We start from the raw sequence: 25,907 nt of genomic DNA, 5'->3' as shown, positions 1-25,907 counted from the left end.
ATGTCGGGGCGGACGGCGCTTCTTCATGATTATGAAGAAGCGCTTTCCTTTTTAAGCGAACAGCTCGGTGATGACTGGACCGTGCGCCGATGGCGGGACGGAAATTGTTGCTGGCAGTTTCACGCACCCTCGGCGGCCACGGATGTCGCGCAGGGATGGAAGGTGCATGTCGCCGTTGCGGTCGGCGAAGCGGCGACCTTTGCCCGCACGCTGGCGCCGCTTCTGGCGGAACTGCGCGTTCCCTTCAAGCTTCCGGCCTCGCTCGATGCGATCGCCGCGATCAATGCCGGGGAGGGCGGAGCCGAACAGGTCGGGAAGATCGCGACCCTCTATCCCGCCGATGACGCGCACGCGCGCAAGGTGATTCACGCCGTTGATCGACTGTGGCCGAAGAGCGCCGCACCCGCGATCCGGACGAGCTTGCATGTACGGCCCGGCTCGGCCGTGGCCTTTCGGTTCGGTGCGTTCGATGCGCGGAACCGGATCGTCGACAGCCGCGGGATCATTCACGCCGCCGTGCGATTGCCCGGCGGCCATTTGGTCGCGGATGAACGGATCATCGGGGGAAAACCGCCGGTCGGGATCGAACCGCCGCTTCCCGGCTTCGCTGTCGCCGCCTGGGATGAGGTTGCGGGCAAACCCATGGCGATCGGCGACCTGAATTTGGTCGTTCTTGGTGAAATCAAGCAAACCGCTCATGGACGGTTGCTGTTCGCGGCCGACCGTGACAGCGGGGCGACGCTGGTGGTTCGCCAGCGTCTGCCCGGCGCGACACGCTACCCCGACGATGGCAGCGCCGAAGAGCATATCGCACGCGAATTTCAGGCGCTTAATGAAATCGCCGGGATGCAAGGTTGTGCGCCGCGCGTGACTGCCTGGTGCGGTGGCGAAATGCCGAGCCTGGCTATGGAGGACGTGGCGGGCGACCTCCTTGCGGACCTGCCACAGTCGGTGCGGATGCAAGCAATGCCGTCGATGGCGAAGGCCTTGGCCGAGGTACACTGCCGCGGCTGGGTTCACGGCGATGTAAAGCTGGAGAATGCAATCGCCCGCGATGGCGCCGTCACCCTGATCGATTTCGAGCTTGCCGAGCGCGTCGGCTCGCGCCTTTCGGGGCGCGGCACGGACGCTTATATGCCGCCCGAGGCGACAAATGGCGCGCCCGCGCATCCCGCCCAGGATATTTACGCCCTCGGCGTCAGCCTCTTTCATGCCGTGACCGGCTTTCCGCCGGGGCTGCTCGCGGCGCAGCCCGGTATTCTTGCCGACCTTCTCCGCCGCGAAGGGGCAAGGGAAGCCGCCGATGTAGTGGACCGGATGACGGCCGCCGATCCGCTGGAGCGGCCATCGGCCGAGGCCTGTATCGACCTTCTCGACGCGCTGAACGACGAGGACGGGTTGTCTGACGAACAGGGCGAGACGCCGAGCAGCGCGTCGCTCGATGACCCGCGTCTTCACCTCGCCATCAAGGCGGCGGTCGACGCGACGACGGAATTCCGGATCGAAGATGGCGGCATGCGTTACTGGCGCAACGCGCATTTCCAGCGCCATTTCGAATGCGAGGCGATCAATATCGGAGCTGCGGGGATTCTGATTGGCCTGTTGGTGGCGAGCAGCACGGTCGATGTCGATTGCCGCGACGACATCGCCGGAGCCGCCGAATGGCTGGCGTCCAGGCCAGCGGGCGGTCAGGCAGCCGGCCTTTTTACCGGCAATGCCGGCGTCGCTTTGGCGCTTGCAGTCGCGGGACGAGCGCTCGGCACGAATCAATATCTGGCGGCCGCCCGCGCCCGCCTCGCCGCAGCCGCAGCGGACGATCGGGAGCTCGACCTCTTCTCGGGAAGCGCCGGTACCTTGTTCGCCGCCGCCGCTATGTCCGAACTGATCGAGGATGACTGGCCGCTCGATCTCGGCAGGGTTGCGATACGGAAGCTGGAAGATTGCAGGACCATGGTCGAGGATTTGACGGTCTGGCGCGTCAGGGATAGCGCCGGCTCTGATTTTCTCGGCTGCGCGCACGGGAGCGCCGGCATCGCCGCGGCGCTTGGCTATTGGGCGAGGCGCACCGGCGACCCGGGAGCCGCCGCCCTCTCGGTCGCCACGTTGAAGGGGCTTGCGCGGCGCGAAATGGACGCAGCGAACGGGCAGGGCATGCGGATGCGTCTGGACAGCGACCAGCGCCACGCGCCGGGCAATTGGTGCCACGGAACGGCCGGTTTCCTATGGTCGGTGCTTGCGGGCCCCGGCGCGGATTGCGGGCTGGCCGAGGAGATCGATTGGGCCGTCGCGTCGCTGGCCGAGCTTCCGGCGATCGCCACGCCAACCTATTGCCATGGTCTGGCAGGGCAGTTGGAGCTTTGGCAAATGGTTTCGGCCATGGAGCGGCACCGGACGCTCGCTGCGGACAAGATCGGCCGCCTCGCCGCCAATCTGGATTTCATGCGGATCGGGAAGGGCGGTCGTGACGTCTGGATATCCGATGACCCGTCGATCGTGACGCCCGACCTGTGGGTCGGCTTCATGGGCCCGGCTGCGGCGCTGGCGCTTGCGGTGCAGGACGAAAAGCGAACCCTGTTGGATGGCGGACTGCTTCGGGACGCCGCGGATCGATGGGGCAGGGGAAGGCGCGGAGGCACCGATGACGGCCGATGAACTGAAGAACGCCCGCGTGGCCTTTGAGACCGATGGCGTCGTTCGCATTCCCGCAGCCCTGTCGCGCGCGCAATATGACGCGGCGGAACGCCTGTTCGATTGGAGCATCGCCAATCCCGGCCCCTATGCCGGAGACGTGCTGGCGGGCGTCGAGGGCTCGTTCTTTCAGGATCATGCCAACCCCGAAGCCCTTTCGCACTATTGCGCTTTCGCGATGGAAAGCGGCCTGGCATTGCTGATCGCCGACGTGCTCGGCACAAAGGATCTGTGGCTGCTCTATGAGCAGGTCTGGCGCAAGGAAGGAGGCGCAACGCGGCGGACGCCCTGGCATCAGGATCTGCCTTACGTGCCGATGGCGGGTCATCATATGGCGACCGCATGGATCAGCCTCGATCCGGTTGCGGCGGCTACCTCTCTCGAATTCGTCCGCGGGTCGCATCGGGGGCCGCTCTATAATCCGACCGCTTTCGACGCGGAGGACGAGCGTGCCGCCATGTTCGAGGATGGCATCTGGCCGCCGCTGCCCGAGATCGAGGCGGACCGGGGCGCTTTTCCCATTGTCCGGTGGGCGGTGGAGCCGGGCGACATATTGCTGTTCCACCCGGCGATCCTGCATGGCGGAGCGCCGACCGCTGCCGGGACGCGGAGGCGGACGATATCCTTGCGGGTGTTCGGCGACGACGTCACCTGCTGCCCGCGCCCCGATCAGGGCCTCGCCGAGGTCGATCGGCTGGCGGCGGACGAAGCGTGCGGCGACCCGATCCGTATCCTGGCGGGCAAACCCGAAGGAACGCCCTTTCGCCATCCCGCCTTCGTCAGGATCGTCTGATGCCGTTCGACATCGTTCCCCGACCGCGAGGGTTCGGTGCGCTGGTGCAGGTCGACGATCCGGCCAGCCTGTTGGCGGAGAGCGCCCGCGAACGACTGGATAATGCGCTCAGCCGGTTCGGCGTTCTGATCTTTCCGGGGCTGTTGGCCGACGATGCCATGCATGTCGCGCTGGCCGGGATTTTCGGGGAAATTCAGACCTTCGGCACGAAGAAGACTTTCCGGTCGGCCAATTTCGAAGAGGACGGCACCTTGCTGCGATCGGACAGCGACAAAGCGTGCCTCTTGCGTCTCAACTGGCTGTGGCACGCCGACGGCGTCTATCGCGAGCGCGACATCCGGGCCGTCCTGCTGCGCGCCGAAGCGATCGAAACGGGCGGTGGCGACACCGAATTCGCCGACCTGGTCGCGGCCTTTGACGCGCTTCCGCGCGATTTGCAGAGCAGAATAGAGACATTGTCGGTCGAGTATAGTTTCGAGCATATGATCCTTACCGCAGATGTGCCGCCGGTGTCGGCCGACGAGCGGTCACGCCTGCCGCGTGCGCGGCACGCGCTGGTCCAGACTCTCGCCGATGGGCGCAGATCGTTACGGTTAAGCCCGCCCTATATGGAGCGAGTCATCGGCTGGGGACGCGACGAAAGCCTCGCGTTGTTTCGACAACTCGTCGATTTTGCGACGCGTCCCGATTTCCTGTTCCGACATCATTGGAGCGCGGGCGATATGGTGGCGTGGGACAATCGCTGGACGATGCATCGCGTGCTCCCCTACGACGACAGCGGGCTGCGGCGGGATATGCGTGGTGCGGTGGTCCTTGTTTGAACGCCGGTCAGAATTTGTAGCCGAGCCACGCGATATCGGATTGGTACCGGCGGCCGATCGCCTCGCGCGTTTCCGCGTCGTAAAATTCCCGGTAGGGACGGCGGTCGGGCGATTGGTTGACATGCGGCAGGGCGATAGGCTCGCCGAAAATCCGCGTCGATATCTCGGCGAATTGCCGGCTGCACTCCTCAAACCGGATGATGTGATCGACCAGGCTTTGTCCGTTCTCGTCGTGCACGAATGACCATTGCGGCATGAGGTGCCGCTCCTCGTTGCTGCCTTCGGGGGCGGGATAGGCCGTGAGGATGAAGTCCCGGAAATCCATCTCGCGCGCATATCTGTATTTATATTCGGACACCGCGCGGTCCCACGGGTTTCGCACGACGGTGAATCGGAAATAATCGTTGAAATCGATCGGCGCCAAATGGCCTTTCGACAGATATTCCCCGGCCGTGAGATGGGCGAGAAAGGGCGGGCCGGCCTCAGGGTCATGGTTGGTCGTCAGCAACAGCGGACCACGGGAGTCCCAATCGAGGCCCATCTTGTCGAGAAAAACCTGCTCGATGCTCTGTCCCCCGGTTTTCGGGATGTGGATGAAGAGCGTTTTCCAGCGATGGCAGATCATTTTCGCCCCAGTCAGATTCGGTAATTTCCAATGTCCGTTTAGCGGACGCTCGTGCTTTTTGCCGCTGTAATTGAGTATGGGCCCTAATTGGGTTGCAAACCGGAACCATTCGCGGTCTTCTGAAAATCCGAGAAGGGGAGAGTCATATGCGTAAACGTGGGATCATCATTTTGGGCGGCGTAGCGCTCGTCGCCGTTGCCGCGGCGACGGTTGCGGTGCGCACCGCAAGCTTTGCTCCCGCGAACGTCGCCGACGGAAGCGACGTCCGGATCGCCGCCGCTCCATCCTATGACCTCGACGCCGCCGTTCGCCACCTCAGCGAAGCCGCGCAGATTCCCACCGTGTCGAACCAGGACCCGGCCGATAACCAGCTCGCCGAATGGGACCGGCTGCACGCCTGGCTCGCCTCGACCTATCCCGCCGCGCATGGCGCGATGACGCGCACGATCCTGCCGAACAAGACGCTCGTCTATTATTGGCCGGGCAGCGACGCGTCGCTCGCGCCGATCATCCTGATGGCGCATCAGGACGTCGTGCCGGTCACGCCCGGAACCGAGAAGGACTGGAAATATCCGCCGTTTGCGGGGACGATCGCCGACAATGCGGTGTGGGGCCGCGGCACCGTCGACGACAAGGGCTCGCTGATCGGCCTGTTCGAGGCGGTCGACGCGCTCGCGAAATCGGGCTTCAAGCCGAAGCGCGGCATCTATCTGGTTTCGGGCCATGACGAGGAAGCCGGCGGGTCGGGCGCGGTCGCGGCGGCGGCAAAGCTCAAGGCCGAAGGCGTCAAGGCGATCTACACGCTCGACGAGGGCGGCCTCATTCTCGCCGATACGCCCGTGATCGACGGCCCCGCGATCATGATCGGCATTTCCGAAAAGGGCTATGCGACCCTGAAGGTCACCGCGAACGCGCCCGGCGGCCACAGCTCGATGCCGCCGGCCGAAACGGGGGTGGCGACGCTCGCCAAGGCGGTGCTCGCTATCGCCGACAAGCCGTTCCCGCTGGAAATTCGCGGCCCCGGCGAACAGATGATCGAAGCGCTTGCAGCGAAGAAGGGCGGGACGACCAAGATGGCGGTCGCCAACCAGTGGCTGTTCGGGCGGCTGCTCAAGGGCGGGATCGCCGATACGCCCTCGACCGCTGCGGCCTTCCACACCACCATCGCGCCGACGATGCTGGAGGGCAGCCCCAAGGAGAATGTCCTGCCGCAATCGGCTAACGCGCTGATCAACTATCGCATCGCGCCCTGGAACAGTTCGGCTGACGTGATGGCGCGCGCGAAGGCGGCGGTCGGTGATGCGAAGGTCGATCTCAGTTGGGTCAAGCCGCCGCGCGAGCCTTCGCGCGTTTCGTCGACGAGTTCGCAGGGCTGGAAATGGATCGCCGCCACCGCGCGTGCGGAAGCGCCCGACGCGGTGCTGACGCCGATGCTGGTCGTCGCGGGCACCGACAGCCGCAGCATGGAACCCGTGTCGGAGGACGTCTATCGCTTCATGCCGCTGCGCGTCTCGCTCAAGGAATCGGCGATGATCCACGGCACCAACGAGCATATGGCGATCGACAGCTTCAAGAAGATGATCGATTTCTACGCGCGGCTGATCGCGACGTCTGCGGGATAGACTTGGGGCCTCAGCCTGTCTAAGGCGCCCGCACGGTCGGGGAGTAGCGCAGCCCGGTAGCGCGCCTGCTTTGGGAGCAGGATGTCGCAGGTTCGAATCCTGTCTCCCCGACCAGCTTTCCCAAAAGGCCCCGTAATTGCACGGGCTATGCGTCCTGAACGTGCGCCAATCACCCTTAACGCGCTGATAAACATTTGTCTTTAGGACGGTCCCTCGCAAATGGGACCAAGGCATTTGATGATGGTGGGCTTCCGTCCGGGAAAATGGATTGCAGCGCTGTGCGCGCTGGTCGCGTCGCTGTGCGCCGCGAGCCCCGCATTTGCGGCCAATTGCTATTATGCGACCTCGCAGGGGTCGACCGGTCCCGCCGACTGGCAGACCTATTGCTGGCTCGATCTCGGCAGCTACAACGATACGAGTGCGCGGAGCACGAACGGGCAGGCTTTTTCCTACACCTTGCCCGACGGCACGGTGATGAGTTTTCGGCTGAAGGTCTCGGGGTCGGCGGCAACATCGGCGGCGGCACCGTCATGGACCGGGGCGGCGGTCGGTAACACGGCCTTTCTCGGCATCGCGGGACGTCCGATCCTCTATCAGACCGCGGCGGGCACGACGACGGTGACGATCTCGAACATCGCGCTGACCCCGCCGGCGTCGGGAACGATCAGCAATTTCATGTTTGTCGCCGCCGACGGCGAGTCGAGCAACGAGAATGAATCGCTGCGCTTCCAGACCAACGGTGGCGGCTGGCAGGAGCTCGACCGCGCCGGGCCGATCAGCGGATCGACCTATCCTTCGGTCTCGGGCGTCGGGACGAGCAACTTCACCGAAAGCGGCGCTGCGGGGACGGTGGGCGCCTATATCATGGGGTCGACCTCGCCGACGCAGGTGACGACCACGATGGTCGGTGGCGGGCTCCAGGGGGCGATGTTCGCGGTGCGCTTCGCCTCGATCCGGCTCAACACCCAGATTTCGGGAACGCGGATTAACGCGGCCGACCAATTCGCCTTTTCGATCAACGCCACCGGCAGCGGCACGGTGCTGGCGTCGGGCACGTCGAGCGGGGCAGGGCTGGGGCCCTTCACCGCCGCCGCCTTGTCGAGCACCGCGGCGATCCCGCTGACGCTGAACCAGGCGATGGCGGCGGGCAGCAGCAGCGCGCTCAGCCAATATCGCTCGACGCTGACGTGCAGCAACGCCGCATCGGGCTCGCCGACCGTCATGCCGAACGGCGTCGTCACCACCTCCTATGATTTCGGTACGCTGCGCTTTGGCGATGCCGTCCAGTGCAGCTTTACCGAGACGCCCTATCCGCATCTCCGCCTGACCAAGGCGCTGGCGGCGTCGGGGCGCCAGTTCGCGGGCGACCAGTTCGTGATGACCATTGCGCAAGGGGCGACGGTCACCGCGACGATGACCACGACCGGCACCGGAGCAAGCGTCGGCAATGCGTCGACCGCGCAGACGCAGGTCGCCGCGGGAACCGCCTACAGCTTTGATGAGGCGCCAGCGGGAACGACCAGCCTCGGCCAATATTCGGCGGTTCTGAGCTGCGCCAACGGCGCCTCCTCATCGACCGTGCTGCCGACCGTCGTCGGCGGCAGCGTGACGCCGCAGATGGGCGACGTCATCAACTGCACGATCACCAACACGAAACGGGCATCGAACGCGACGCTCGACATTGCCAAGACGTCGGCGCTCGTCTCCGATCCCGTCAACGGGGCGATCGATCCCAAGGCGATCCCGGGCGGCATCGTGCGTTACACGCTGGAAGTCCGCAACAGCGGGCCGGCGTCGGTCGACAACAACAGCATGTTCATCGTCGATACGCTGCCGCTTCAGATTTCGGTGGGGACGGCGGCGAATCCGCTTTTCACGCAGGGATCGCCGACGAGCGGGCTGACCTTCAGCAGCGCGACCGATATTCGCTATTCCAGTTCGGCGACCCGCCCTGCAAGCTTCGCCGCCTGCACCTATACGCCGGTCGCGTCCTATGATCCGGCGGTGAAATATGTCTGCCTGCGGCCGCGCGGCACGATGGCGGGGTCGACCGGCGTTCCGACCAGCTTCACGATCAGCATCCAGGCCCAGATCAAATAAGCTGGGGCAAATAGGCTTTGGGCAACGAAAAAGGCGGCCTTCCCGAAGGAAGACCGCCCTTGTTCGTTTCAGTCATTGCCCCGAAGGGCTGCGACTTACTTCTTTTCTTCAGCCGGAGCAGCAGCCTTGGCGTCAGCGGCCGGAGCAGCGGCAGCAGCCGGAGCAGCAGCGGCCGGAGCGGCAGCAGCGTCGGCGCCAGCAGCGGCAGCGTCGGCACCAGCAGCGGCGGCATCGGCGCCAGCAGCAGCGGCGTCGGCGCCTTCTTCAGCAACCGCGTCCGCAGCCGGAGCTTCGGTGGTGGCAGCTTCGTCAGCAGCCTTCTCACCGCAAGCGGCGAGGGCGAACATGCTGGCGGCAACGGCGATAGCAGCAAACTTCTTCATGATGTGTGGGCTCCCTAAAATGCCTTTCCGCGCTGGGGAAACTTTCCCGTCCCGCGAGCGGCGGGATTTAGCCTTTCCGCGTGAATCGTCAACAAAAATAATTGAGATGTCCCGTGCGCGCAGAAAACTGTCATTTCCCCGAAACAATCAGGGAAGCTCGGAATCGCTGCTGTTCGCGAGAATCGCCAAAGTCGCGGTCCAGGCGACGACATTTTGTCGCAATTGCGCCGGATCGACCTTGTCGAGCGTGTCGTCGGGCGTGTGATGGATGTCGAAATAGCGGGTGCCGTCCTGCTGCAGGTCGACGATCGGCGTGCCGGCGGCGGTGAGCGCGCCGATGTCGGTGCCGCCGCTGGCGGGAGTCCTGCCGGGCGTGATGCCGAGCGGCGCGAGCGCCGCCGCGATCCGCTCGGTCAGCGGTTTCGCGCTGTCGGGCAGCTTGAAATCGACGCGCCAGACGCGGTCGGCGCCGAAATCGGATTCGAGCGCGGCGGCGTGGCGTTCCTTGCCATGCGCATCGAAATAGGCCTTGCCGCCGAACCCGCCGACTTCTTCGGCGCCCGCCCAGAGGATGCGGATCGTGCGGCGCGGCTGGCCCGCGGCCATGACGTGCTTCGCCGCAGCGGCGATGATCCCGCAGCCTGCCGCATCGTCGATCGCGCCGGTGCCCTGGTCCCAGCTATCGAGGTGGCAGGCGGCGATCACCGGACTCGCGGCGGGATCGCTTCCCGGCACCTCGGCGATGACGTTGCCCGATGCCTGCTGCTCCAGCCGGCGCGGCGTCAGCAGCAGCTTCAGGCGCAGCGCGCCCGGGCGGCGCTGCCATTGGCGGACGAGCTGGTCGGCGTCGGGGCCGGAAATGGCGGCGGCGGGGATCGGGGTCACGCCGTCGTCGAAATTGGTCACGCCCGCGTGCGCGATGCGATGGCTGTCGGTGCCGATCGAACGGATGACGATGGCGAGCGCCCCCTTCTTCGCCGCCACGCTCGGCCCCATGAAACGCCCGCGCCCGAAATAGCCGTAACCGCTGCCGTCCTGCGCCGCCTTCATCTGATTGTCGACGAAGACGATCTTGCCCTTCACCGCCGTGTCGGGCGCGGCGACGAGGGCGTCATAGCCGTCGAAATAGGCGACCTCCGCCTCGATCCCCTTCGGCCCGGTCGCGCCGCTGTTGCCGAGCCCGACGACGGTCAGCTTCTGCGGCAGGAAGGGCGCGGTGAGCCAGGCCTCCTCCGCGCCGCGCTGCCATACCGGCATTTGATAGGCTTCCTCGCGGACATTGGCGAAGCCCATCGCCTTCAGCCGGTCGACGGCCCAGCGCCGCGCCGCGGCTTCACGATCGCTGCCAGCGGGCCGCGGGCCGATTTCGGTGGTCAGATCCTCGGTAATCGACCAGGCCGGGTCGTCGCCGCTTTGCGCGAGGTCGACTGCGCTCGGTGCGGCGCTGGCGGCGGTTGCGAGAAGCAGGGCGGCGATCCCGACAAGGCGGGCGGGGGTGGATGAGCCTGTCATGACGCAGTCCTAGCGGGCCGCCTCCGCCCCTCGCAAGCCTCGATTGCCCCAATGATTGCCAACCCCGCGCCCTTTCGCTAACCGGCGCCCAACTCTTCCGGCCGCGAGCGCGCGGCCCAGCCTCTGTTCGGAGCATATCGATGGCCGCCCAATATAGTTTCGTGATGAAGGGTCTGACCAAGACCTATCCCGGCGCGCAAAAGCCGACGCTCAACAATCTGAGCCTGCAATTCTATCCCGATGCCAAGATCGGCATCGTCGGCCCGAACGGCACCGGCAAATCGACGCTGATGAAGATCATGGCCGGCATTGACAAGGATTTCACCGGCGAAGCGTGGCCGGGCGAGGGCATCACCGTCGGCTATCTGGCGCAGGAGCCGCAGCTCGATCCGAACAAGACGGTCAAGGAAAATGTCATGGATGGGGTGCGCCCGGTCGCCGACATGATGGACCGCTTCAACGAGATCAGCGCGCTGATGGCCGATCCGCCCGCCGATGCCGATTTCGACGCGCTGATGGAGGAAATGGGCACGCTGCAGGAAAAGATCGACGCGGTCGACGGCTGGACGCTCGACAACCAGCTCGAAATCGCGATGGAGGCGCTCCGCTGCCCGCCCGGCGACTGGAGCGTCGAAAATCTGTCGGGCGGCGAAAAGCGCCGTATCGCGCTGACCCGTTTGCTGCTCGAAAAGCCGTCGATCCTGCTGCTCGACGAACCGACCAACCATTTGGACGCGGAAAGCGTCGCATGGCTGGAAAAGCATCTGGTCGACTATCCGGGCAACGTCATCCTCGTCACCCACGATCGCTATTTCCTCGACAATGTCGTGAACTGGATCCTCGAACTCGATCGCGGCCGCTACTTCGTCTACGAGGGCAATTATTCGACCTACCTCGACAAGAAGGGCAAGCGACTCGAACAGGAGGCGCGCGAGGATCAGGGGCGCCAGAAGGCGATCCGCGACGAGCTCGAATGGATCCGGCAGTCGCCCAAAGCGCGTCAGGCCAAGTCGAAGGCGCGTATCAAGAGCTTCGACCAGCTTGTCGAGGCGCAGGAAAACCGGACCCCCGGCAAGGCGCAGATCGTCATCCAGGTGCCCGAGCGCCTCGGCGGCAAGGTGATCGAGGTGACGGGCATCTCGAAGGCCTATGGCGACAAATTGCTGTTCGAGGACCTGTCCTTCACCCTGCCGCCCGGCGGCATCGTCGGCGTCATCGGGCCGAACGGCGCGGGCAAATCGACTTTGTTCAAGCTGATCACCGGACAGGAACAGCCTGATAACGGCAGCGTCGCGATCGGCGATACCGTTCGCCTCGGCTATGTCGACCAGAGCCGCGACGCGCTCGATCCGAACAAGAATGTCTGGGAGGAAATCTCGGGCGGTCACGACATGATGTCGATCGGCAAGCACGAGATGCAGACGCGCGCCTATGTCGGCGCCTTCAACTTCAAGGGCACCGATCAGCAGAAGAAGGTCGGCCAGCTTTCGGGCGGCGAGCGCAACCGCGTCCATATGGCGAAGATGCTGAAGGCCGGCGGCAACGTGCTGTTGCTCGACGAACCGACCAACGACCTCGACACCGAAACGCTCGCGGCGCTCGAGGAAGCGCTGGAGAATTTCGCGGGTTGCGCGGTGGTCATCAGCCACGATCGCTTTTTCCTCGACCGCCTCGCGACGCACATTCTTGCCTTCGAGGGCGATAGCCATGTCGAATGGTTCGAAGGCAATTTCGAGGCTTATGAAGAGGACAAGATCCGCCGTCTCGGCGACGAGGCGACGCGGCCGCACGCCACGACCTACAAGAAGCTGACGCGCTGACCGGCATGGCGGGGGAGGCGGCTCCGATTTCGGCACCCATGTCGTCCGGCGCGATCCGCATGGACGCGGACGCGCTCAACGCCTTCATGGCGGAGGCCTTCCCCCATGCGAAGCCGGGTTCGCGCGGTCATGTCGTCTCGGCGGCGCCAGGCCATATCCGCGCGCGGATCGATCCTAACGAGCAGGCGCTGCGCCCCGGCGGGCTGATCTCCGGCCCGACGCAGATGGGCTTCGCTGACATGGCGGCCTATGCGCTCGTCCTCGCGCATATCGGCCCGGTCGCGATGGCGGTGACGAGCGCGCTTAACTATCAGTTTCTGCGCCCGTGCCGTCCGGGGCCGGTATTCGCCGACGCGCATCTGCTGCGGCTCGGCAAGCGATTGGCGGTGATGGATATTCGTATCTGGACCGACGATGCGGACAAGCCGGTCGGACAGGCGAATGTGACCTACGCGATTCCGTAGCGCCGTTTAGGCCGGAAGCTCGATATCCTCCGACGGTCGCAGCGAGTCCCTGCCGGGCTGAAGCAGGTCGAGCGCGAATAGGGTTGCGGCGTGGCGGATGGCGGCGCGATCTTTCGAGTCGAACTGTACCCGCTGGGTAAAATAATCGTCGGGATCCTGACCGCGCAGCGCGCGCGCGAAGACGACCTGGCCGACCGGCTTCTTCTCCGATCCCCCGCCGGGCCCGGCAATGCCGGTGATCGCAACTGCGACATCGGCGTCACTGTTCGCCAGCACCCCTGCTGCCATCGCCCAGGCAGTCGCGAGCGAGACCTCGCCGAAGGTTTCCAATATTTCGCCGCTGACGTCGAGCTGGCGCTTCTTCGCATCGCCCGAATAGGTGATGAAGCCGGCGCTGAACACGTCGGAACTGCCCGCGATGTCGGTCAGTGCGGCCGACACCATGCCGCCAGTGCAGCTTTCGGCCACGGCGACCGTGCGCCGGGCGGCGCGGTTGGCGGCGAGGACTGACATGGCGGCTTCTTCACGCGCGGTCTGGCGCGTTTCGACGATCGACGACAAGGTTCAATTCTCCGGAAGTGACAGGGTGGCGACCGCCTGTGCGGCGATCCCTTCGCGGCGGCCGGTGAAGCCCAGCCGCTCGGTCGTTGTGGCCTTTACACTAACGCGCTCCAGCGGAATCGCAAGGATTTCGGCGATACGGGCGCGGATCGCCGGACGATGCGGGCCGATTTTGGGGGCTTCGGCGATGATCGTCAGGTCGACATGATCGATGCGCCCGCCGCGCGCGGCGACCCGCTCGGCGGCGAAGGCGAGGAAGCGGTGCGAGGCGGCACCGCGCCATTGCGGGTCGCTCGGCGGGAAATGGTCGCCGATGTCGCCGTCGGCGAGTGCGCCGAGGATCGCGTCGGTGATCGCATGGAGCGCGACGTCGGCGTCGCTGTGCCCCTCAAGACCATGGCTATGCGCAATTTCCAGTCCACCGATCCACAGCGGCTTGCCCGTCACGAGGCGATGGACGTCATAGCCCATGCCGACCGCGGTTCGCATCATTGTCGCTGCCCCCAAGAGCCCGGAAAGGATCGCCATATCTTCAGCATATGTCAGTTTATGGAGCCGCGCGTCGCCCGGAACCACGGCGACCCGAACGCCGAGGCGGCGGACGAGCTGTGCATCGTCGGTGGCGGTCTCACCCGCCGCGGCGGCATGGGCTTGGCGCAAGATGCCGAGCCGGAACGCCTGCGGCGTCTGGACGCGCGCGAGAGCGGCGCGATCGACCGCATCGCCGGCTTCGTTAGCCGCCTGCTCGACCAGCGTGTCGGGAACCGGCAGCGTGGGGATTGCGGCATCGCTTTCGTGCAGGGCCGCGATCAACCGGTCGATGACATCGGCGCCGACTCCGGGCCGAGCCGCGTCATGAACGAGAACGATCGCATCTTCATTCCAGTCGGCGAGCGCGGGGAGCGCATTGGCTACCGACTGCTGGCGTTCGGCGCCGGGATCGGCGGAAATCCAGCCTTCGGGCAGCGCGCCAATCGCCGCCATGACGTCATCATTTGCCACCAGCACGCCGCCTAAGATCGCGGGATGCGCGGCGAAGGCGTCGAGGCTCCAGCGCAGCACCGGCTTCCCGCCGAGCGTTTCGAGTTGCTTCGGCCGGTCGAAACCTGTGCGACTTCCCCGACCGCCGGCGAGCAGGATGACCCCGATGCGGGGAAAAGGGGAAGGCGGGGACTCGGCCATGTCGCGCGCCGGTTAGCGCAGCCGCGACTTGCGGGAAAGCCGCTTAGCGTGTAGGGGCGTGCTCAAAATTTAGGCAATTTCGACGAAAGCTCCCCGCCATGGCGCCGCTTCGGCCCATCCAGATCGGTCCCATCACCATCGCGGATCCCGTGATCCTCGCGCCGATGACGGGCGTCTCTGACATGCCGTTCCGCACCCTCGTTCGCCGCTATGGTTCGGGGCTCAACGTCACCGAGATGATCGCTAGCCAGGCGGCGATCCGCGAAACGCGCCAGTCGCTTCAGAAGGCGGCATGGCACCCGGTCGAGGAGCCGGTGTCGATGCAGCTTGTCGGCTGCACCCCCTATGAAATGGGCGAGGCGGCCAAACTCAACGAGGATCGCGGCGCGGCGATCATCGACATCAACATGGGCTGTCCGGTGCGCAAGGTTACCAATGGCGACGCGGGATCGGCGCTGATGCGCGACCTGAAGCTCGCCGCCGCGCTGATCGAATCCTGCGTGAAAGCGGTGTCGGTCCCCGTGACCGTCAAGATGCGCATGGGCTGGGACGTCGACAGCCTGAACGCGCCCGAACTCGCGCATATCGCCGAGGATCTGGGCGCGAAGCTGGTCACCGTGCACGGCCGCACCCGCAACCAGATGTATCGCGGCACCGCCGACTGGGCTTTCGTCCGCACGGTCAAGGACGCCGTGTCGATCCCGGTCATCGTCAACGGCGACATCTGCTCGGCCGATGATGCCCGCGCCGCCATCGTGCAGAGCGGCGCCGACGGGGTGATGATCGGCCGCGGCGCCTATGGCCGGCCGTGGCTGCTCGGGCAGGTGATGGCTGCGCTGCGCGGGGAGGGCGAGCGTCCCGACCCCGGCATCGACGAACAATATGAAATCATCACAACGCATTATCGCGCGATACTCGACCATTATGGCGAGATGACCGGGGTCAATATGGCGCGCAAGCATCTCGGCTGGTACGTCAAGGGCCTGCCGGGATCGGCCGAGTTCCGCAACAAGGTCAACCAGATCCCCGACAGCCGCGGTGTGCTCGACGCGCTCGAGCAATTCTACGGACCCTATCTGAGCAAGGCCGCCGCGTGAGCGCGCTGACGTCGAGCATTCCGATGTTCGACCATGACGAGATCATCCAGTCGCATCCCGTCGCCACGCTGCTGATCGACCGGGGCGGGGTGATCCTGTTCGTCAACGCCGCCGCCGAGCAGCTCTGCAATATCGGGCGCGCGGCGATGGTGGGGCGCGTCATCGACGATGTGATCGGCATGGACCGCAGCTTTCGCCAGCGGATGAACGATCCCGCCGCTCCCGCGCTTTTCGCGCACCGCGCCGAAATCACGCTCGGCGGGCGCCGGTCGGTCTTCGTCGACATGCAGCTCGTGCCCTATGGCCGCAGCGGCCACCGCATCCTGACGCTCGTGCCGTCGCAGCGCGAGGCCGATCTGATGGGCGGCGCGATCGGCCGTTCGGGCCGCGCCGCGGGCGCCGCCGCCTCGATGCTCGCGCACGAGATCAAGAACCCGCTCGCGGGGATCAAGGGCGCGGCGCAACTGCTCGCGCGCAAGGCCGATGCCAGCGGCGAACGCTTCACGACCCTGATCTGTGCCGAGGTCGACCGGATCACGACGCTGATCGACCAGATGGAGCATTTCTCGCGCGGGCAGCCGATCGCCTGCGGCCCGGTCAACCTCTATCAGCCGATCCATCAGGCGATGGAGACCGCGCGCGCGCGCCAGTTCCCGGGCATCGGCTTCGTCGAGGATTTCGACCCGTCGCTGCCGCTGGTGCACGGCAATCACGATGCGCTGGTCCAGATTCTGCTCAACCTGATCACCAACGGCTGCGAGGTGCTGGCGGGGCGCGACGATGGCATCGTGCGGATCGCGACCGCCTATCGCCACGGTCTGTCGATCGACAATGGCGACGGGCGTGGCCGCATCGCGCTGCCGATCGAGGTCAGCGTCAGCGATAATGGTCCCGGCGTCCCCGCCGATATCCGCGGCGACCTGTTCGATCCCTTCGTCACCACGAAGCGCGAGGGCAGGGGGCTCGGCCTCGCGCTCGTCGCCAAGCTCGCGCGCGACATGGGCGGAACCGCGCAGCATCTCCGCGACGGCGACTGGACGCGCTTCCGCGTCCACCTGCCCGCCGTGTCGAAGCAGGGGCGGGGCGCATGACCGGCAGCAAGACGATCCTGCTCGTCGAGGACGATCCGGCGATCGCGCTGATCATCCGCGAAACATTGGACGCCGAATGCGGCACCTTCGCGTCGGTTTCGAGCATCGGCGAGCGTAACGCCTGGCTGGCGGACCATCGCGCCGACCTGATCATCACCGATGTCGTGCTGCCCGACGGCGACGGCATCGACTCGCTGCCCGGCGTGGGCGTCGATCCCGACACGCCGGTGATCGTCCTCTCGGCGCAGAACACGCTCGACACCGCGGTGCGCGCGACCGGGATCGGCAGTTATGATTATCTGCCCAAGCCGTTCGACCTCGAGGAACTGACCGCGAGCGTCCGCGCCGCGCTCGAACGGAGCAGCCAGCCCGCGGTCAAGGCCGATCCGGGGCAGACCGACAGTCACGGGCTGGTCGGCCGCGCGCCAGCGATGCAGGCAGTCTACCGCACCATCGCACGGCTCGCGACCAACGATCTCGCGGTGCTGATCCTGGGCGAATCGGGCACCGGCAAGGAGGTCGTCGCGCGCGCGATCCACGCGACGGGATTGCGGCGGGGTGGACCATTCGTCGCGATCAACATGGCCGCGATCCCGCGCGAACTGATCGAGGCCGAACTGTTCGGCCACGAAAAGGGCGCCTTCACCGGCGCGACCAGCCGCAACGCGGGCCGTTTCGAGCAGGCGGCGGGCGGCACTCTGTTCCTCGACGAGATCGGCGACATGCCGCTGGAGGCGCAGACGCGGCTGCTGCGCGTGCTCCAGAGCAACGAATATTCGACCGTCGGCGGCAGCCAGGCGCTCCGCGCCGACGTCCGCGTCGTCGCGGCGACGCACCGCGACATGCGCACGCTGGTTGCCGACGGGCGCTTTCGCGAGGATCTTTTCTACCGCCTCAACGTCATTCCGGTAACGCTGCCGCCGCTGCGCGACCGGCGCAGCGACATTGCCGCGCTTGTGCGCCATTTCGTCGATGCGGGGCGGCGATCGGGGCTTCCCGACCGCCAGTTCGCGCCCGCGGCGATGCAGCTTCTCGAACGCCACGACTGGCCGGGCAACGTCCGCGAGCTTGGGAACGTCGTTCAGCGCCTCGCGGTGCTGTCGCGCGACACATCGGTCGGCGCGCGCGATGTCGAGGCGGTGCTGCGCGACCATGGCGAGAGCGCGGCGATCGCCGCCCCCGCCGAGCTGATCGCGCGCGCGGTCGACGATTGGGCGCGCGAGGCGCTGTCCGCATCGGATCAGGACGGCGCGATCCATGGCGCGCTCGAAGCGATCGTCGAAACCGCGCTGCTGCGCCGGACGCTACGCGAGGTGCGCGGCAACCAGCTCGAGGCGGCGCGCCGGCTGGGGATCAACCGCAACACGCTGCGCAAGCGGCTGGGGCAACTCGACATCGACCCCGCGCGCCCCTGACGCCTCGCACCAACGGCAAAAAGCGCACATATCGGCGCGCGTCCGCACTTTGTGTGTTTTCTATGCAACAGGATTGTCGTAGCAAGGCAACAATGGAGCCTGCCGCTTCCCTTGGTGTCGAAAGCGATTCTACCGATCCGACCGCGGATTCGCGGGGCTGGCACTTTGCGGCGCCCGAATATTACACGCTGGCGATCATCATCAGCGTCGCGATCGCCACCTATATTTTCGTCACCGGCGACGCGCAGAGCGAAAGGCTGCTGACGCCCGCGCTCGTCGCGGCAATCATGGTCGTGAACCTCGTGCCGGCGATGGCGCTGATCGTGCTCGTCGGCAGCCGGATTGCGCGCGCCCGTGCGATGCGTTCGATGGCAGGGGGCAATGGCCGCCTGCATGTCAGGCTGGTGGCACTCTTTTCCTTGCTCGCGGCAACGCCGACGCTGCTGGTCGTGATCTTCGCCTCGCTGCTGTTCCAGTTCGGCGTCGATTTCTGGTTCTCAGACCGATCGCGCGGCATGTTCGAAAACGCCGCTAACCTGGCGCAGGGCTATTATCAGGAGAATCAGAAGCAAGTTGAGCAAAACGCCTTGGTGATGGCCAATGACATCAGCAAGGCCATTAAATATGCTTCATTCAACGATTCCGATTTCAAGTTTTTCTATGTGCAGCAGGTGTTGTTCAGGGGATTGAACGAGTCGGCCATCATAAGAATGGGTGACTCCGGCGAGTATATTACGGAAGCCATGATAGAACCCGATGAAAGGGATGCATCGGAGCGTATTTCTCCCCAAGATATCAAGGCTCTCGACGACGGAAAGCCGATCATCATCCATCAGACCGACCGCCGCATCGAGGCCGCGACCAAGATCAAGGGCGACAAACGGCTTTATCTCTATGTCGCGCGCAACACCGGCGCATTGGGTCTTTTGCAATTCGGCAGGGCGCGGACCGTGCTGGCCGACTATAACGACCTGTTTGATCGATCGCAAAAGCTGCAATTGCAGTTCAACGGCGCGCTCTATCTCGGTTCGCTGTTGCTCCTCGCCTTGGCGGTGATTGCCGCCATCGTTGTCGCGGACCGTATCGTCCGGCCGCTTGGCACCTTGATCGGCGCGACGCGGACCGCTGCTGGCGGAGACCTGTCGGTACGGGTTACTCCCCCGGCGCGCGAGGATGAGATTGCGGTGCTCACGAGCGCGTTCAATCGCATGACCGAACAGTTGGAGGGACAGACGGGTGCGCTTGTGACCGCCAACGCCCAGCTCGAAGCGCGGCGGAGCTTTATCGAAGCAGTGCTGAGCGGAGTATCGTCGGCGGTCGTTTCGGTCGATGCCGGCCATCATATCCTGCTCGTCAACGCCGCGGCCGAGCGGTTGATCGGGCAGAGTGCGGCCGACCTTACCGGCCGGCCGCTGGCCGACGTCGCCCCCGAACTCGCGGGTCTGCTGACCAGTGGCGAGCGTGAAGGTGTCGTCCAGCTTGTGCGCCGCGATGCCGAGCCCGCGACCTTGGCGGCGAAGGCGGTGGCGCAAGGCGATGGCTTCGTGCTGAGTTTCGAGGACATCACGCAGCAATTGCTCGATCAGCGCCGCGCCGCCTGGTCGGACGTCGCACGGCGCATCGCGCACGAGATCAAGAATCCGTTGACCCCGATCCAGCTTGCCGCCGAGCGGCTTCAGCGCCGGTTCGGCGAAAAGGTCGAGGGCGATGCGCCGACCTTCCGCCGTCTGACCGATACCATCGTTCGCCAGGTGCACGATATGCGGCGCATGGTCGACGAATTTTCCAGCTTCGCGCGCATGCCCAAGCCGACTTTTGGGGTCGAGGATATTCGGGACATTCTGCGCCAGGCGGTCTTCCTGTTCGAGGTGGCAAAGCCAGAGATCGCCTTCAGCGTGAAGACGCCCGACGAGATCGAGCCGCTTGTCTGCGACCGCCGCCTGCTGTCGCAGGCGCTCACGAACATCGTCAAGAATGCGGTCGAAGCGATTGAAGAAAAATCCGATAATGTCGCATCATCGCCGATCGGCCACATCAGCGCCGAGCTCGCGACGGGTGAGGGCGACGTCATTGTCATTCGGGTCAGCGACGACGGGGTCGGGCTGCCGCAGGCCCGCGATACGATCGCCGAACCCTATATGACGACGCGCCAGGGCGGCACCGGGCTGGGACTCGCGATCGTCAAGAAGATCGTCGAGCAGCATTATGGCGAACTCGAATTCTGCGACAATCCGGCGGGACAGGGCACATGCGTGACGCTGACCCTGCATCCGGGGCGGTTGCGGTCGTTGGCAAGCAAGGGGGGGGAATTGGTAACAGGGCAGGGTGAATCGGTTCCCGGACGGGTCCGGAACCGGCAGGACAGAGAAGAATATGGCGCTTGATATCCTGATCGTCGACGATGAACGCGACATCTGCGAACTGGTGGCCGGCGTCATGGAGGACGAAGGCTATGAGGCGCGCACGGCGTCGGACAGCGATGCGGCGCTCGATGCGATCCGCCAGCGGCGGCCCTCGCTCGCGCTGATCGACGTCTGGCTCCAGGGGTCGCGGCTCGACGGGTTGGGGCTGGTCGAGGCGATAAAAGCTTTCGATCCGACCTTGCCGATCATCGTCATTTCGGGCCACGGCGGCCTCGATACCGCCGTCGCGGCAATCCGCCGCGGTGCGTTCGACTTTATCGAAAAGCCGTTCGAGGCCGAGCGACTTCTCCACCTCGTCGCGCGCGCGACCGAGAGCGAGCGGCTCAAGTTCGAATATGAGCAATTGCGCGAGAAAGCGGGGCCGTCTGACGAACTGACCGGCACCAGCGCCGCGATCAACAATGTCCGCGCGACGCTGAAGCGTGTCGCCGGAACGGGTAGCCGCGTCCTCATCACCGGGGCGCCGGGCGTCGGGAAGGAAGTCGCCGCGCGCGTTCTCCACGGCTGGAGCGGGCGACATAGCGCGCCCTTCCGCGTGATTTCCTCGGCGCGGATGGACCCCGAAACGGTCGAGATCGAACTCTTCGGTTCGGAGGCCGAGGATGGCTCGATCCGTGTCGGCCTGCTTGAACAGGCGCATGGCGGAACCCTGTTCCTCGACGAGGTCGCCGACATGCCGCTGACGACGCAGGGCAAGATTCTTCGCGTCCTGACCGACCAGAGCTTCACGCGCGTCGGTGGGCGGACGATGATCCGCGTCGACGTCCGCATCATTTCGGGCTCGGCACGCGACCTGACGGTCGAAATCGCCGAAAACCGGTTCCGCGAAGACCTCTATTACCGGCTCAATGTCGTGCCGGTGCATATCCCGCCGCTGCGCGAGCGGCGCGACGACATCGCCAGCCTGTGCGATCATTTCGTTCGCCGTTACGCCGCCGATCGCCGCGCGCCGCCGCCCGAGATCAGCGGCGAGGCGATGGCGGCGCTTCAGGCGCACGACTGGCCGGGCAACGTCCGCGAACTGCGCAACGTGATCGAGCGCGTGATGATCCTCGCGCCGAGCGACCGGCTGGGCCGCATCGACGCCGACATGCTGCCGGCGGAACTGGTCCGCGGCGGCGCCGACATATTACCGAACAGCGAGTCGATCACCGCGATCCCGCTCAAGGAAGCGCGGGAGAATTTCGAGCGCGAGTATCTGCGCATCCAGATCAACCGTTTTTCGGGCAATATCTCGCGCACCGCAACCTTCATCGGCATGGAGCGTTCGGCGCTGCATCGGAAGCTCAAGCTGCTCGGACTGACGGACAATCACGACGGCGAAGGCTGACGGCTTTCCGCTAGACCTGTGCGGAGCTTTGCCGCATATTGCGGATGCGAAGACGGTCGCAGCGCCGCAAGGCGGTGCTTTACCTGCGGTTTCACCGCCAAAACCAAGGAGGCAAATATGTCCGACAAGAATCAGAATCTCCAGGATCTTTTCCTTAATGCCCTGCGCCGAACCAAGACGCCGGTGACGATGTTCCTGGTCAAGGGCGTCAAATTGCAGGGCATCATCACCTGGTTCGACAATTTCTCGCTGCTGCTGCGCCGCGATGGCCAATCGCAGCTTGTCTACAAGCACGCGATCTCGACGGTAATGCCGTCGCATGATTTCGACCTCGCGTCGTTGGGCAGCGACATTCGCGATGCGCCGGCGAGCAAGGGCAAGGCGCTGCAGGACGTGTTTCTGAACGCAGTGCGGCGGTCGGATGAATCGGTGACGATGTTCCTGGTGAACGGCGTGATGCTCCAGGGCGATATCGTCGCCTTTGACCTATTCTGCATGTTGCTCGAGCGCGAGCGGCAGGTGCAGCTTGTCTACAAACATGCGATCTCGACCGTTCAGCCGAACGGGCCGATCAATCTCACCGACAATGGCGACGAAGACGGCGACGCCTGATCGATCCGATGAGCGATAGCGACGGAGACGTCACCCGCGGCGCCGCGGCGCTGCTGATCGTGCCCGAATGGCACGGCCAGCGACTGTCGCGCGACCTCGATGCGCGCGCCGAGGAAGCTAAGGGGCTCGCGCTGGCGATCGGCCTTGACGTCGTGGCGGTTCATACGCTGCGGCTGCGGCAGACGCGTGCGGCGACGCTGATCGGGGTGGGGCAGATCGAGGCGATCAAGCCCGATGTTGTCGAACGTGCCGCGCAGCTCGTCATTGTCGATGCGGCACTTACCGCGATTCAGCAGCGCAATCTGGAGACCGAGTTTGAGACAAAAGTCATTGATCGGACAGGATTAATTCTCGAAATCTTCGGCGAGCGCGCGGCGACGGCCGAGGGACGATTGCAGGTCGAACTCGCGCATCTCGATTATCAGGCGGGGCGGCTCGTGCGAAGCTGGACCCACCTCGAACGCCAGCGCGGCGGCTTCGGCTTTCTCGGCGGGCCGGGCGAAACGCAGATCGAGGCCGACCGGCGGATGATCCGCAACCGGATGGCGCGCATCCGCCGCCAGCTCGACGATGCCCGCCGCACCCGCCAGCTTCAGCGGTCGAAACGCCAGCGCGCGCCCTGGCCGGTGATCGCGCTCGTCGGCTATACCAACGCCGGAAAGTCGACCTTTTTCAATCGCCTGACTGGAAGTGACGTCATGGCGGAAGACATGCTGTTCGCGACCCTCGACCCGACAATGCGCGAAATCCGGCTGCCGGGGATCGACAAGGCGATCCTGTCGGACACCGTCGGCTTCGTCTCCGACCTGCCGACCGAACTTGTCGCCGCGTTCCGCGCGACGCTGGAGGAAGTCACGACCGCCGACCTGATCGTGCACGTCCGCGACATCGCGCATCCCGATAGCGAAGCCCAATATGACGACGTCCGCGCGATCCTCGATTCGCTGGGCGTCAACGGATCGCAAGATGGGGAAGGGGAGGACGACGCCGTCCCCCAGATCGAAATCTGGAACAAGATCGACACCGCCGACGTCGATGCGCGGGAGCGGATCGACGAGATGGCGGCGCGACGGCCCGACGTCGCGGTCATATCGGCGATGACGGGCGAGGGCGTCGAGGCGGCGCGGACGCTCATGGCGTCACAATTGACCGCGCGTCACCGCGTCGAGCAGATTTTCCTGCGCTTCGACCAAGGCGAGGCGATGGCATGGCTCCACGCACGCGGTGAAGTGCTGTCCGATGTTGCCGAGGGTGAAGGGCATGTGCTGACGGTACGGCTCGATCCCGCCGATCGCGCGCGGTTCGGGCGTCTTTGGCCGACGGGGGATGAGTAGCGGGAGCAAGGCTGGAGCAAGGTTGACATCGTCATTGCGAGGAGCGCAGCGACGAAGCAATCTCCAGCTACCAGGATCGTGCAAGGTCGATGGCTGGAGATTGCTTCGCTTCGCTCGCAATGACGAACCGGGTTTAATCTAGCGTCAGTTTCGTTCCGACGCCTTGACCGCCTGCCAATACGCTTCGAGCGTATCGAGCGGCAGCGTGGCGATATCCGGCCCCGCGCGCTCCTCGACGCCATGGAAGCGGCGGGCGAATTTGTCGTTCGCGGCGCGGAGTGCGCCTTCGGCATCGACGCCAAGATGGCGCGCATAATTGACCACCGCAAAGAGCAGGTCGCCAATCTCCTCGGCGCGCGCCGTATCGTCGGGTGCCGTCACGACTTCGTCGAGTTCCTCGGCGATCTTGGCGCGCGGACCATCGGTATCGGGCCAGTCGAAGCCGACGCGCGCGGCGCGGCCCTGCAGCTTTTGCGCGCGGAGCAGCGCCGGCAGCGACAGCGCGACGCCGTCGAGCGCGCTTCCGGAACCGTCGGCGGCGCGTTCGGCCGCCTTGATCGTTTCCCACTGGACGCGGACATCGTCGGTCCTGGTATCACCGAAGATATGCGGATGGCGGCGCTCCATCTTGTCGCTGATTGCGGTCGCGACGTCGTCGAAGCCGAACAGGCCGCGGTCGGTTGCGATCTGGCTGTGAAAGACGACCTGGAGCAGCAGGTCGCCGAGTTCGTCGCAAATCGCCGCGGGATCGCCGCCGGCAATCGCGTCGGCAACCTCATAGGCTTCCTCGATCGTATAGGGCGCGATCGTCGCGAAATCCTGCGCCAGATCCCATTCGCAGCCACCGTCGGGGTTGCGAAGCCGGGCCATGACGCCAAGCAGGCGATCGATGGGGGACGCAGCCGAGGGGGGCTTGGTTTCGGTCATCTCATTATCCGATAATATATATTATGTTAAATAGATAGGGAGATGGAGGGGCGCAGACGTTGGCGCCTCATCCCCCGCGCACCGTCTGGAACGTCCAGACTGCCAGAAAGATCAGCCCGAAGATCGCGATCCACGCGAGTGCCATCTTGATGCCATCGGAGAATTTGATCCGGCGCGCGACGAGCGCGCTCAGCACCAGCGCGAAGGCTCCGGCGAACCAGATCAGGTCGACCGCGCTGTTGCCGCTCATAATTGCACCTCCAGCCCGTCATAGCCCGGCTCGACGCTTGGTGGCAATTCGGCCGCCAGATCGTCATAGTCCATCGTATTGTCCATGTGCGTGATGATCGCGCGCGGATGACCGACTTTGGCGAGCCCTTCGAGCGTCATCGCCAGATGCGGATGCGTCGGATGCGGATAGCGGCGGAGCGAGTCGATAACGAACAGATCGACGCCCTGGAAGAAATCGACCATCTCGTCGGTGAATTTCGAAAAATCAGTCGCATAGGCGATCTTGTGCGCACCGTCGCTGAAGATCAGTCCGGTCGCCTTGATCGGGCCGTGCGGCATTTCGAGCGCCGAGACCTCGATCGGCCCGATCGACTGATGATCGTGAAGGTCGATCGGATCGACCGACGCCGGATAGCCGGCGTTGCCCGCAAAGGCGTAAGTGAAACGCCACTTCAATATGTCGAGTACATGCGCGCGTGCATAAGCGGGCACCGCCGAACGGCGGAGGTGCATGATCTGGCGCAGGTCGTCTAGGCCGTGCGTGTGGTCGGCGTGCTCGTGGGTCCAGATGACGGCATCGACCTCGCCCACTCCGGCGTCGAGCAGTTGCAGCCGCATATCGGGGCTGGTGTCGACAAGGATGCGAAAGCCGCCGAGCGAGATCATGATCGAGGCGCGGCTGCGCAGGTTGCGGGGATTGTCGGGGTCGCACGCGCCCCAGTCGTTGCCGATCCGCGGTACGCCTGACGAGGTGCCGCAACCGAGGATGCGGAGCTTCATGATTTCAGCACCAAGCCGTTCGTGCTGAGCTTGTCGAAGCACCGTCCTTCTTCTTGCTGCGTCAAAAGAAAGAACGGCCCCCTTCGACTGCCTTGC

22 protein-coding genes and 1 tRNA gene are annotated in these 25,907 nt (G+C 65.1%); 15 read left to right on the top strand and 8 right to left on the bottom strand.

What is annotated here, in order from left to right; genetic code table 11:
• From ACVENA_RS09140 to ACVENA_RS09130, 3 genes are read left to right on the top strand one after another with little or no spacing between them, the layout of a single operon-like run.
• A complete protein-coding gene (locus ACVENA_RS09140; RefSeq protein WP_449328537.1) occupies positions 1 to 2,652 on the top strand; it encodes a class III lanthionine synthetase LanKC N-terminal domain-containing protein in 2,652 nt (883 codons plus the stop codon).
• Positions 2,639 to 3,481 (top strand): phytanoyl-CoA dioxygenase family protein, encoded by an 843-nt coding sequence (locus tag ACVENA_RS09135; protein WP_449328536.1) that lies wholly within the window; start codon positions 2,639 to 2,641, stop codon positions 3,479 to 3,481. The genes ACVENA_RS09140 and ACVENA_RS09135 overlap by 14 nt, the downstream gene beginning before the upstream one ends.
• Positions 3,481 to 4,302: a TauD/TfdA dioxygenase family protein gene (locus tag ACVENA_RS09130; RefSeq protein WP_449328535.1), complete on the top strand. Its 822-nt coding sequence runs from the start codon at positions 3,481 to 3,483 to the stop codon at positions 4,300 to 4,302. The genes ACVENA_RS09135 and ACVENA_RS09130 overlap by 1 nt, the downstream gene beginning before the upstream one ends.
• Before the next feature lie 7 nt (positions 4,303 to 4,309).
• Here the strand turns inward: ACVENA_RS09130 and ACVENA_RS09125 are convergent, their stop codons facing one another.
• Positions 4,310 to 4,927: a sulfotransferase family 2 domain-containing protein gene (locus ACVENA_RS09125; RefSeq protein WP_449328534.1), complete on the bottom strand. Its 618-nt coding sequence runs from the start codon at positions 4,925 to 4,927 to the stop codon at positions 4,310 to 4,312.
• A gap of 146 nt (positions 4,928 to 5,073) precedes the next feature.
• Between ACVENA_RS09125 and ACVENA_RS09120 the strand changes: the two genes are divergently transcribed.
• The 3 genes from ACVENA_RS09120 to ACVENA_RS09110 all read left to right on the top strand — a co-directional run bounded on the left by ACVENA_RS09120 (position 5,074) and on the right by ACVENA_RS09110 (position 8,649).
• Positions 5,074 to 6,549, top strand: coding sequence for a M20 family peptidase (locus tag ACVENA_RS09120; protein WP_449328533.1), 1,476 nt, complete (start codon positions 5,074 to 5,076; stop codon positions 6,547 to 6,549).
• 37 nt (positions 6,550 to 6,586) lie between these two features.
• Positions 6,587 to 6,663: transfer RNA gene (locus ACVENA_RS09115), tRNA-Pro, on the top strand.
• A gap of 123 nt (positions 6,664 to 6,786) precedes the next feature.
• The gene (locus ACVENA_RS09110; RefSeq protein ID WP_449328917.1) at positions 6,787 to 8,649 is read left to right on the top strand and encodes a CshA/CshB family fibrillar adhesin-related protein; all 1,863 of its coding nucleotides are present in this window, start codon (positions 6,787 to 6,789) and stop codon (positions 8,647 to 8,649) included.
• Here the strand turns inward: ACVENA_RS09110 and ACVENA_RS09105 are convergent.
• Together ACVENA_RS09105 and ACVENA_RS09100 are read right to left on the bottom strand one after the other, a co-directional pair.
• A complete protein-coding gene (locus ACVENA_RS09105; RefSeq protein WP_449328532.1) occupies positions 8,642 to 8,920 on the bottom strand; it encodes a hypothetical protein in 279 nt (92 codons plus the stop codon). The two genes, ACVENA_RS09110 and ACVENA_RS09105, sit on opposite strands and share 8 nt — an antisense overlap.
• Before the next feature lie 259 nt (positions 8,921 to 9,179).
• Positions 9,180 to 10,544 (bottom strand): M20/M25/M40 family metallo-hydrolase, encoded by a 1,365-nt coding sequence (locus tag ACVENA_RS09100; RefSeq protein WP_257550200.1) that lies wholly within the window; start codon positions 10,542 to 10,544, stop codon positions 9,180 to 9,182.
• Positions 10,545 to 10,684: 140 nt separating this feature from the next.
• Here ACVENA_RS09100 and ettA point away from each other — a divergent pair, with 140 nt between their 5' ends.
• Together ettA and ACVENA_RS09090 are read left to right on the top strand one after the other, a co-directional pair.
• Entirely contained in the window at positions 10,685 to 12,364 is a 1,680-nt protein-coding gene (ettA, locus tag ACVENA_RS09095) for an energy-dependent translational throttle protein EttA (protein WP_257550199.1), read from the top strand.
• 38 nt (positions 12,365 to 12,402) lie between these two features.
• Positions 12,403 to 12,828: a PaaI family thioesterase gene (locus ACVENA_RS09090; protein WP_449328531.1), complete on the top strand. Its 426-nt coding sequence runs from the start codon at positions 12,403 to 12,405 to the stop codon at positions 12,826 to 12,828.
• A 6-nt stretch (positions 12,829 to 12,834) separates the two neighbouring features.
• On the opposite strand, the gene ACVENA_RS09085 is transcribed toward ACVENA_RS09090, so the two are convergent.
• Together ACVENA_RS09085 and ACVENA_RS09080 are read right to left on the bottom strand one after the other, a co-directional pair.
• Entirely contained in the window at positions 12,835 to 13,341 is a 507-nt protein-coding gene (locus tag ACVENA_RS09085; protein ID WP_449328530.1) for a CinA family protein, read from the bottom strand.
• A gap of 51 nt (positions 13,342 to 13,392) precedes the next feature.
• Entirely contained in the window at positions 13,393 to 14,571 is a 1,179-nt protein-coding gene (locus ACVENA_RS09080; protein ID WP_449328529.1) for a bifunctional 2-C-methyl-D-erythritol 4-phosphate cytidylyltransferase/2-C-methyl-D-erythritol 2,4-cyclodiphosphate synthase, read from the bottom strand.
• 98 nt (positions 14,572 to 14,669) lie between these two features.
• Here ACVENA_RS09080 and dusB point away from each other — a divergent pair, with 98 nt between their 5' ends.
• The 7 genes from dusB (at position 14,670) to hflX (ending at position 23,873) form a co-directional block, all read left to right on the top strand.
• Complete coding sequence (dusB, locus tag ACVENA_RS09075; protein ID WP_449328528.1) at positions 14,670 to 15,668, top strand: tRNA dihydrouridine synthase DusB; 999 nt, start codon at positions 14,670 to 14,672, stop codon at positions 15,666 to 15,668.
• Positions 15,665 to 16,759, top strand: coding sequence for a two-component system sensor histidine kinase NtrB (locus ACVENA_RS09070; protein ID WP_329628562.1), 1,095 nt, complete (start codon positions 15,665 to 15,667; stop codon positions 16,757 to 16,759). The genes dusB and ACVENA_RS09070 overlap by 4 nt, the downstream gene beginning before the upstream one ends.
• Complete coding sequence (locus tag ACVENA_RS09065; RefSeq protein ID WP_449328527.1) at positions 16,756 to 18,174, top strand: sigma 54-interacting transcriptional regulator; 1,419 nt, start codon at positions 16,756 to 16,758, stop codon at positions 18,172 to 18,174. Before ACVENA_RS09070 ends, ACVENA_RS09065 begins: the two co-directional genes overlap by 4 nt.
• Before the next feature lie 92 nt (positions 18,175 to 18,266).
• Positions 18,267 to 20,558 (top strand): sensor histidine kinase, encoded by a 2,292-nt coding sequence (locus ACVENA_RS09060; RefSeq protein WP_449328526.1) that lies wholly within the window; start codon positions 18,267 to 18,269, stop codon positions 20,556 to 20,558.
• Positions 20,548 to 21,927 carry a nitrogen assimilation response regulator NtrX gene (gene ntrX / locus ACVENA_RS09055; protein WP_449328525.1) on the top strand — a complete coding sequence of 460 codons (1,380 nt, stop codon included), beginning with the start codon at positions 20,548 to 20,550 and terminating at the stop codon, positions 21,925 to 21,927. Before ACVENA_RS09060 ends, ntrX begins: the two co-directional genes overlap by 11 nt.
• A 117-nt stretch (positions 21,928 to 22,044) precedes the next feature.
• The gene (hfq, locus tag ACVENA_RS09050) at positions 22,045 to 22,539 is read left to right on the top strand and encodes an RNA chaperone Hfq (RefSeq protein ID WP_449328524.1); all 495 of its coding nucleotides are present in this window, start codon (positions 22,045 to 22,047) and stop codon (positions 22,537 to 22,539) included.
• 8 nt (positions 22,540 to 22,547) lie between these two features.
• The gene (gene hflX / locus ACVENA_RS09045; protein ID WP_449328523.1) at positions 22,548 to 23,873 is read left to right on the top strand and encodes a GTPase HflX; all 1,326 of its coding nucleotides are present in this window, start codon (positions 22,548 to 22,550) and stop codon (positions 23,871 to 23,873) included.
• 144 nt (positions 23,874 to 24,017) lie between these two features.
• On the opposite strand, the gene mazG is transcribed toward hflX, so the two are convergent.
• The 3 genes from mazG to ACVENA_RS09030 form a co-directional block, all read right to left on the bottom strand.
• On the bottom strand, positions 24,018 to 24,800 hold the full coding sequence (gene mazG, locus ACVENA_RS09040) for a nucleoside triphosphate pyrophosphohydrolase (protein WP_449328522.1): 783 nt from the start codon (positions 24,798 to 24,800) through the stop codon (positions 24,018 to 24,020).
• A gap of 67 nt (positions 24,801 to 24,867) precedes the next feature.
• Positions 24,868 to 25,050 carry a hypothetical protein gene (locus tag ACVENA_RS09035; protein ID WP_449328521.1) on the bottom strand — a complete coding sequence of 61 codons (183 nt, stop codon included), beginning with the start codon at positions 25,048 to 25,050 and terminating at the stop codon, positions 24,868 to 24,870.
• A complete protein-coding gene (locus tag ACVENA_RS09030) occupies positions 25,047 to 25,811 on the bottom strand; it encodes an MBL fold metallo-hydrolase (RefSeq protein ID WP_449328520.1) in 765 nt (254 codons plus the stop codon). The genes ACVENA_RS09035 and ACVENA_RS09030 overlap by 4 nt, the downstream gene beginning before the upstream one ends.
• Positions 25,812 to 25,907: the final 96 nt, after the last annotated feature.

This window comes from Sphingopyxis sp. 550A (genome assembly GCF_053569535.1).
This window is presented reverse-complemented; position numbering and strand designations above follow the sequence as displayed.

What these genes read in the sequence shown, in the direction of transcription:
- ACVENA_RS09090 (WP_449328531.1), top strand. Translation starts at nt 12,403, where the DNA reads ATGTCGTCCGGCGCGATCCGCATGGACGCGGACGCGCTCAACGCCTTC.
- ACVENA_RS09035 (WP_449328521.1), bottom strand. Translation starts at nt 25,050, where the DNA reads ATGAGCGGCAACAGCGCGGTCGACCTGATCTGGTTCGCCGGAGCCTTC.
- ACVENA_RS09100 (WP_257550200.1), bottom strand. Translation starts at nt 10,544, where the DNA reads ATGACAGGCTCATCCACCCCCGCCCGCCTTGTCGGGATCGCCGCCCTG.
- ACVENA_RS09060 (WP_449328526.1), top strand. Translation starts at nt 18,267, where the DNA reads ATGGAGCCTGCCGCTTCCCTTGGTGTCGAAAGCGATTCTACCGATCCG.
- ACVENA_RS09130 (WP_449328535.1), top strand. Translation starts at nt 3,481, where the DNA reads ATGCCGTTCGACATCGTTCCCCGACCGCGAGGGTTCGGTGCGCTGGTG.
- ettA (WP_257550199.1), top strand. Translation starts at nt 10,685, where the DNA reads ATGGCCGCCCAATATAGTTTCGTGATGAAGGGTCTGACCAAGACCTAT.
- ACVENA_RS09110 (WP_449328917.1), top strand. Translation starts at nt 6,787, where the DNA reads ATGATGGTGGGCTTCCGTCCGGGAAAATGGATTGCAGCGCTGTGCGCG.
- dusB (WP_449328528.1), top strand. Translation starts at nt 14,670, where the DNA reads ATGGCGCCGCTTCGGCCCATCCAGATCGGTCCCATCACCATCGCGGAT.
- ntrX (WP_449328525.1), top strand. Translation starts at nt 20,548, where the DNA reads ATGGCGCTTGATATCCTGATCGTCGACGATGAACGCGACATCTGCGAA.
- ACVENA_RS09065 (WP_449328527.1), top strand. Translation starts at nt 16,756, where the DNA reads ATGACCGGCAGCAAGACGATCCTGCTCGTCGAGGACGATCCGGCGATC.
- ACVENA_RS09120 (WP_449328533.1), top strand. Translation starts at nt 5,074, where the DNA reads ATGCGTAAACGTGGGATCATCATTTTGGGCGGCGTAGCGCTCGTCGCC.
- hflX (WP_449328523.1), top strand. Translation starts at nt 22,548, where the DNA reads ATGAGCGATAGCGACGGAGACGTCACCCGCGGCGCCGCGGCGCTGCTG.
- mazG (WP_449328522.1), bottom strand. Translation starts at nt 24,800, where the DNA reads ATGACCGAAACCAAGCCCCCCTCGGCTGCGTCCCCCATCGATCGCCTG.
- ACVENA_RS09085 (WP_449328530.1), bottom strand. Translation starts at nt 13,341, where the DNA reads ATGTCAGTCCTCGCCGCCAACCGCGCCGCCCGGCGCACGGTCGCCGTG.
- ACVENA_RS09140 (WP_449328537.1), top strand. Translation starts at nt 1, where the DNA reads ATGTCGGGGCGGACGGCGCTTCTTCATGATTATGAAGAAGCGCTTTCC.
- ACVENA_RS09125 (WP_449328534.1), bottom strand. Translation starts at nt 4,927, where the DNA reads ATGATCTGCCATCGCTGGAAAACGCTCTTCATCCACATCCCGAAAACC.
- hfq (WP_449328524.1), top strand. Translation starts at nt 22,045, where the DNA reads ATGTCCGACAAGAATCAGAATCTCCAGGATCTTTTCCTTAATGCCCTG.
- ACVENA_RS09080 (WP_449328529.1), bottom strand. Translation starts at nt 14,571, where the DNA reads ATGGCCGAGTCCCCGCCTTCCCCTTTTCCCCGCATCGGGGTCATCCTG.
- ACVENA_RS09135 (WP_449328536.1), top strand. Translation starts at nt 2,639, where the DNA reads ATGACGGCCGATGAACTGAAGAACGCCCGCGTGGCCTTTGAGACCGAT.
- ACVENA_RS09030 (WP_449328520.1), bottom strand. Translation starts at nt 25,811, where the DNA reads ATGAAGCTCCGCATCCTCGGTTGCGGCACCTCGTCAGGCGTACCGCGG.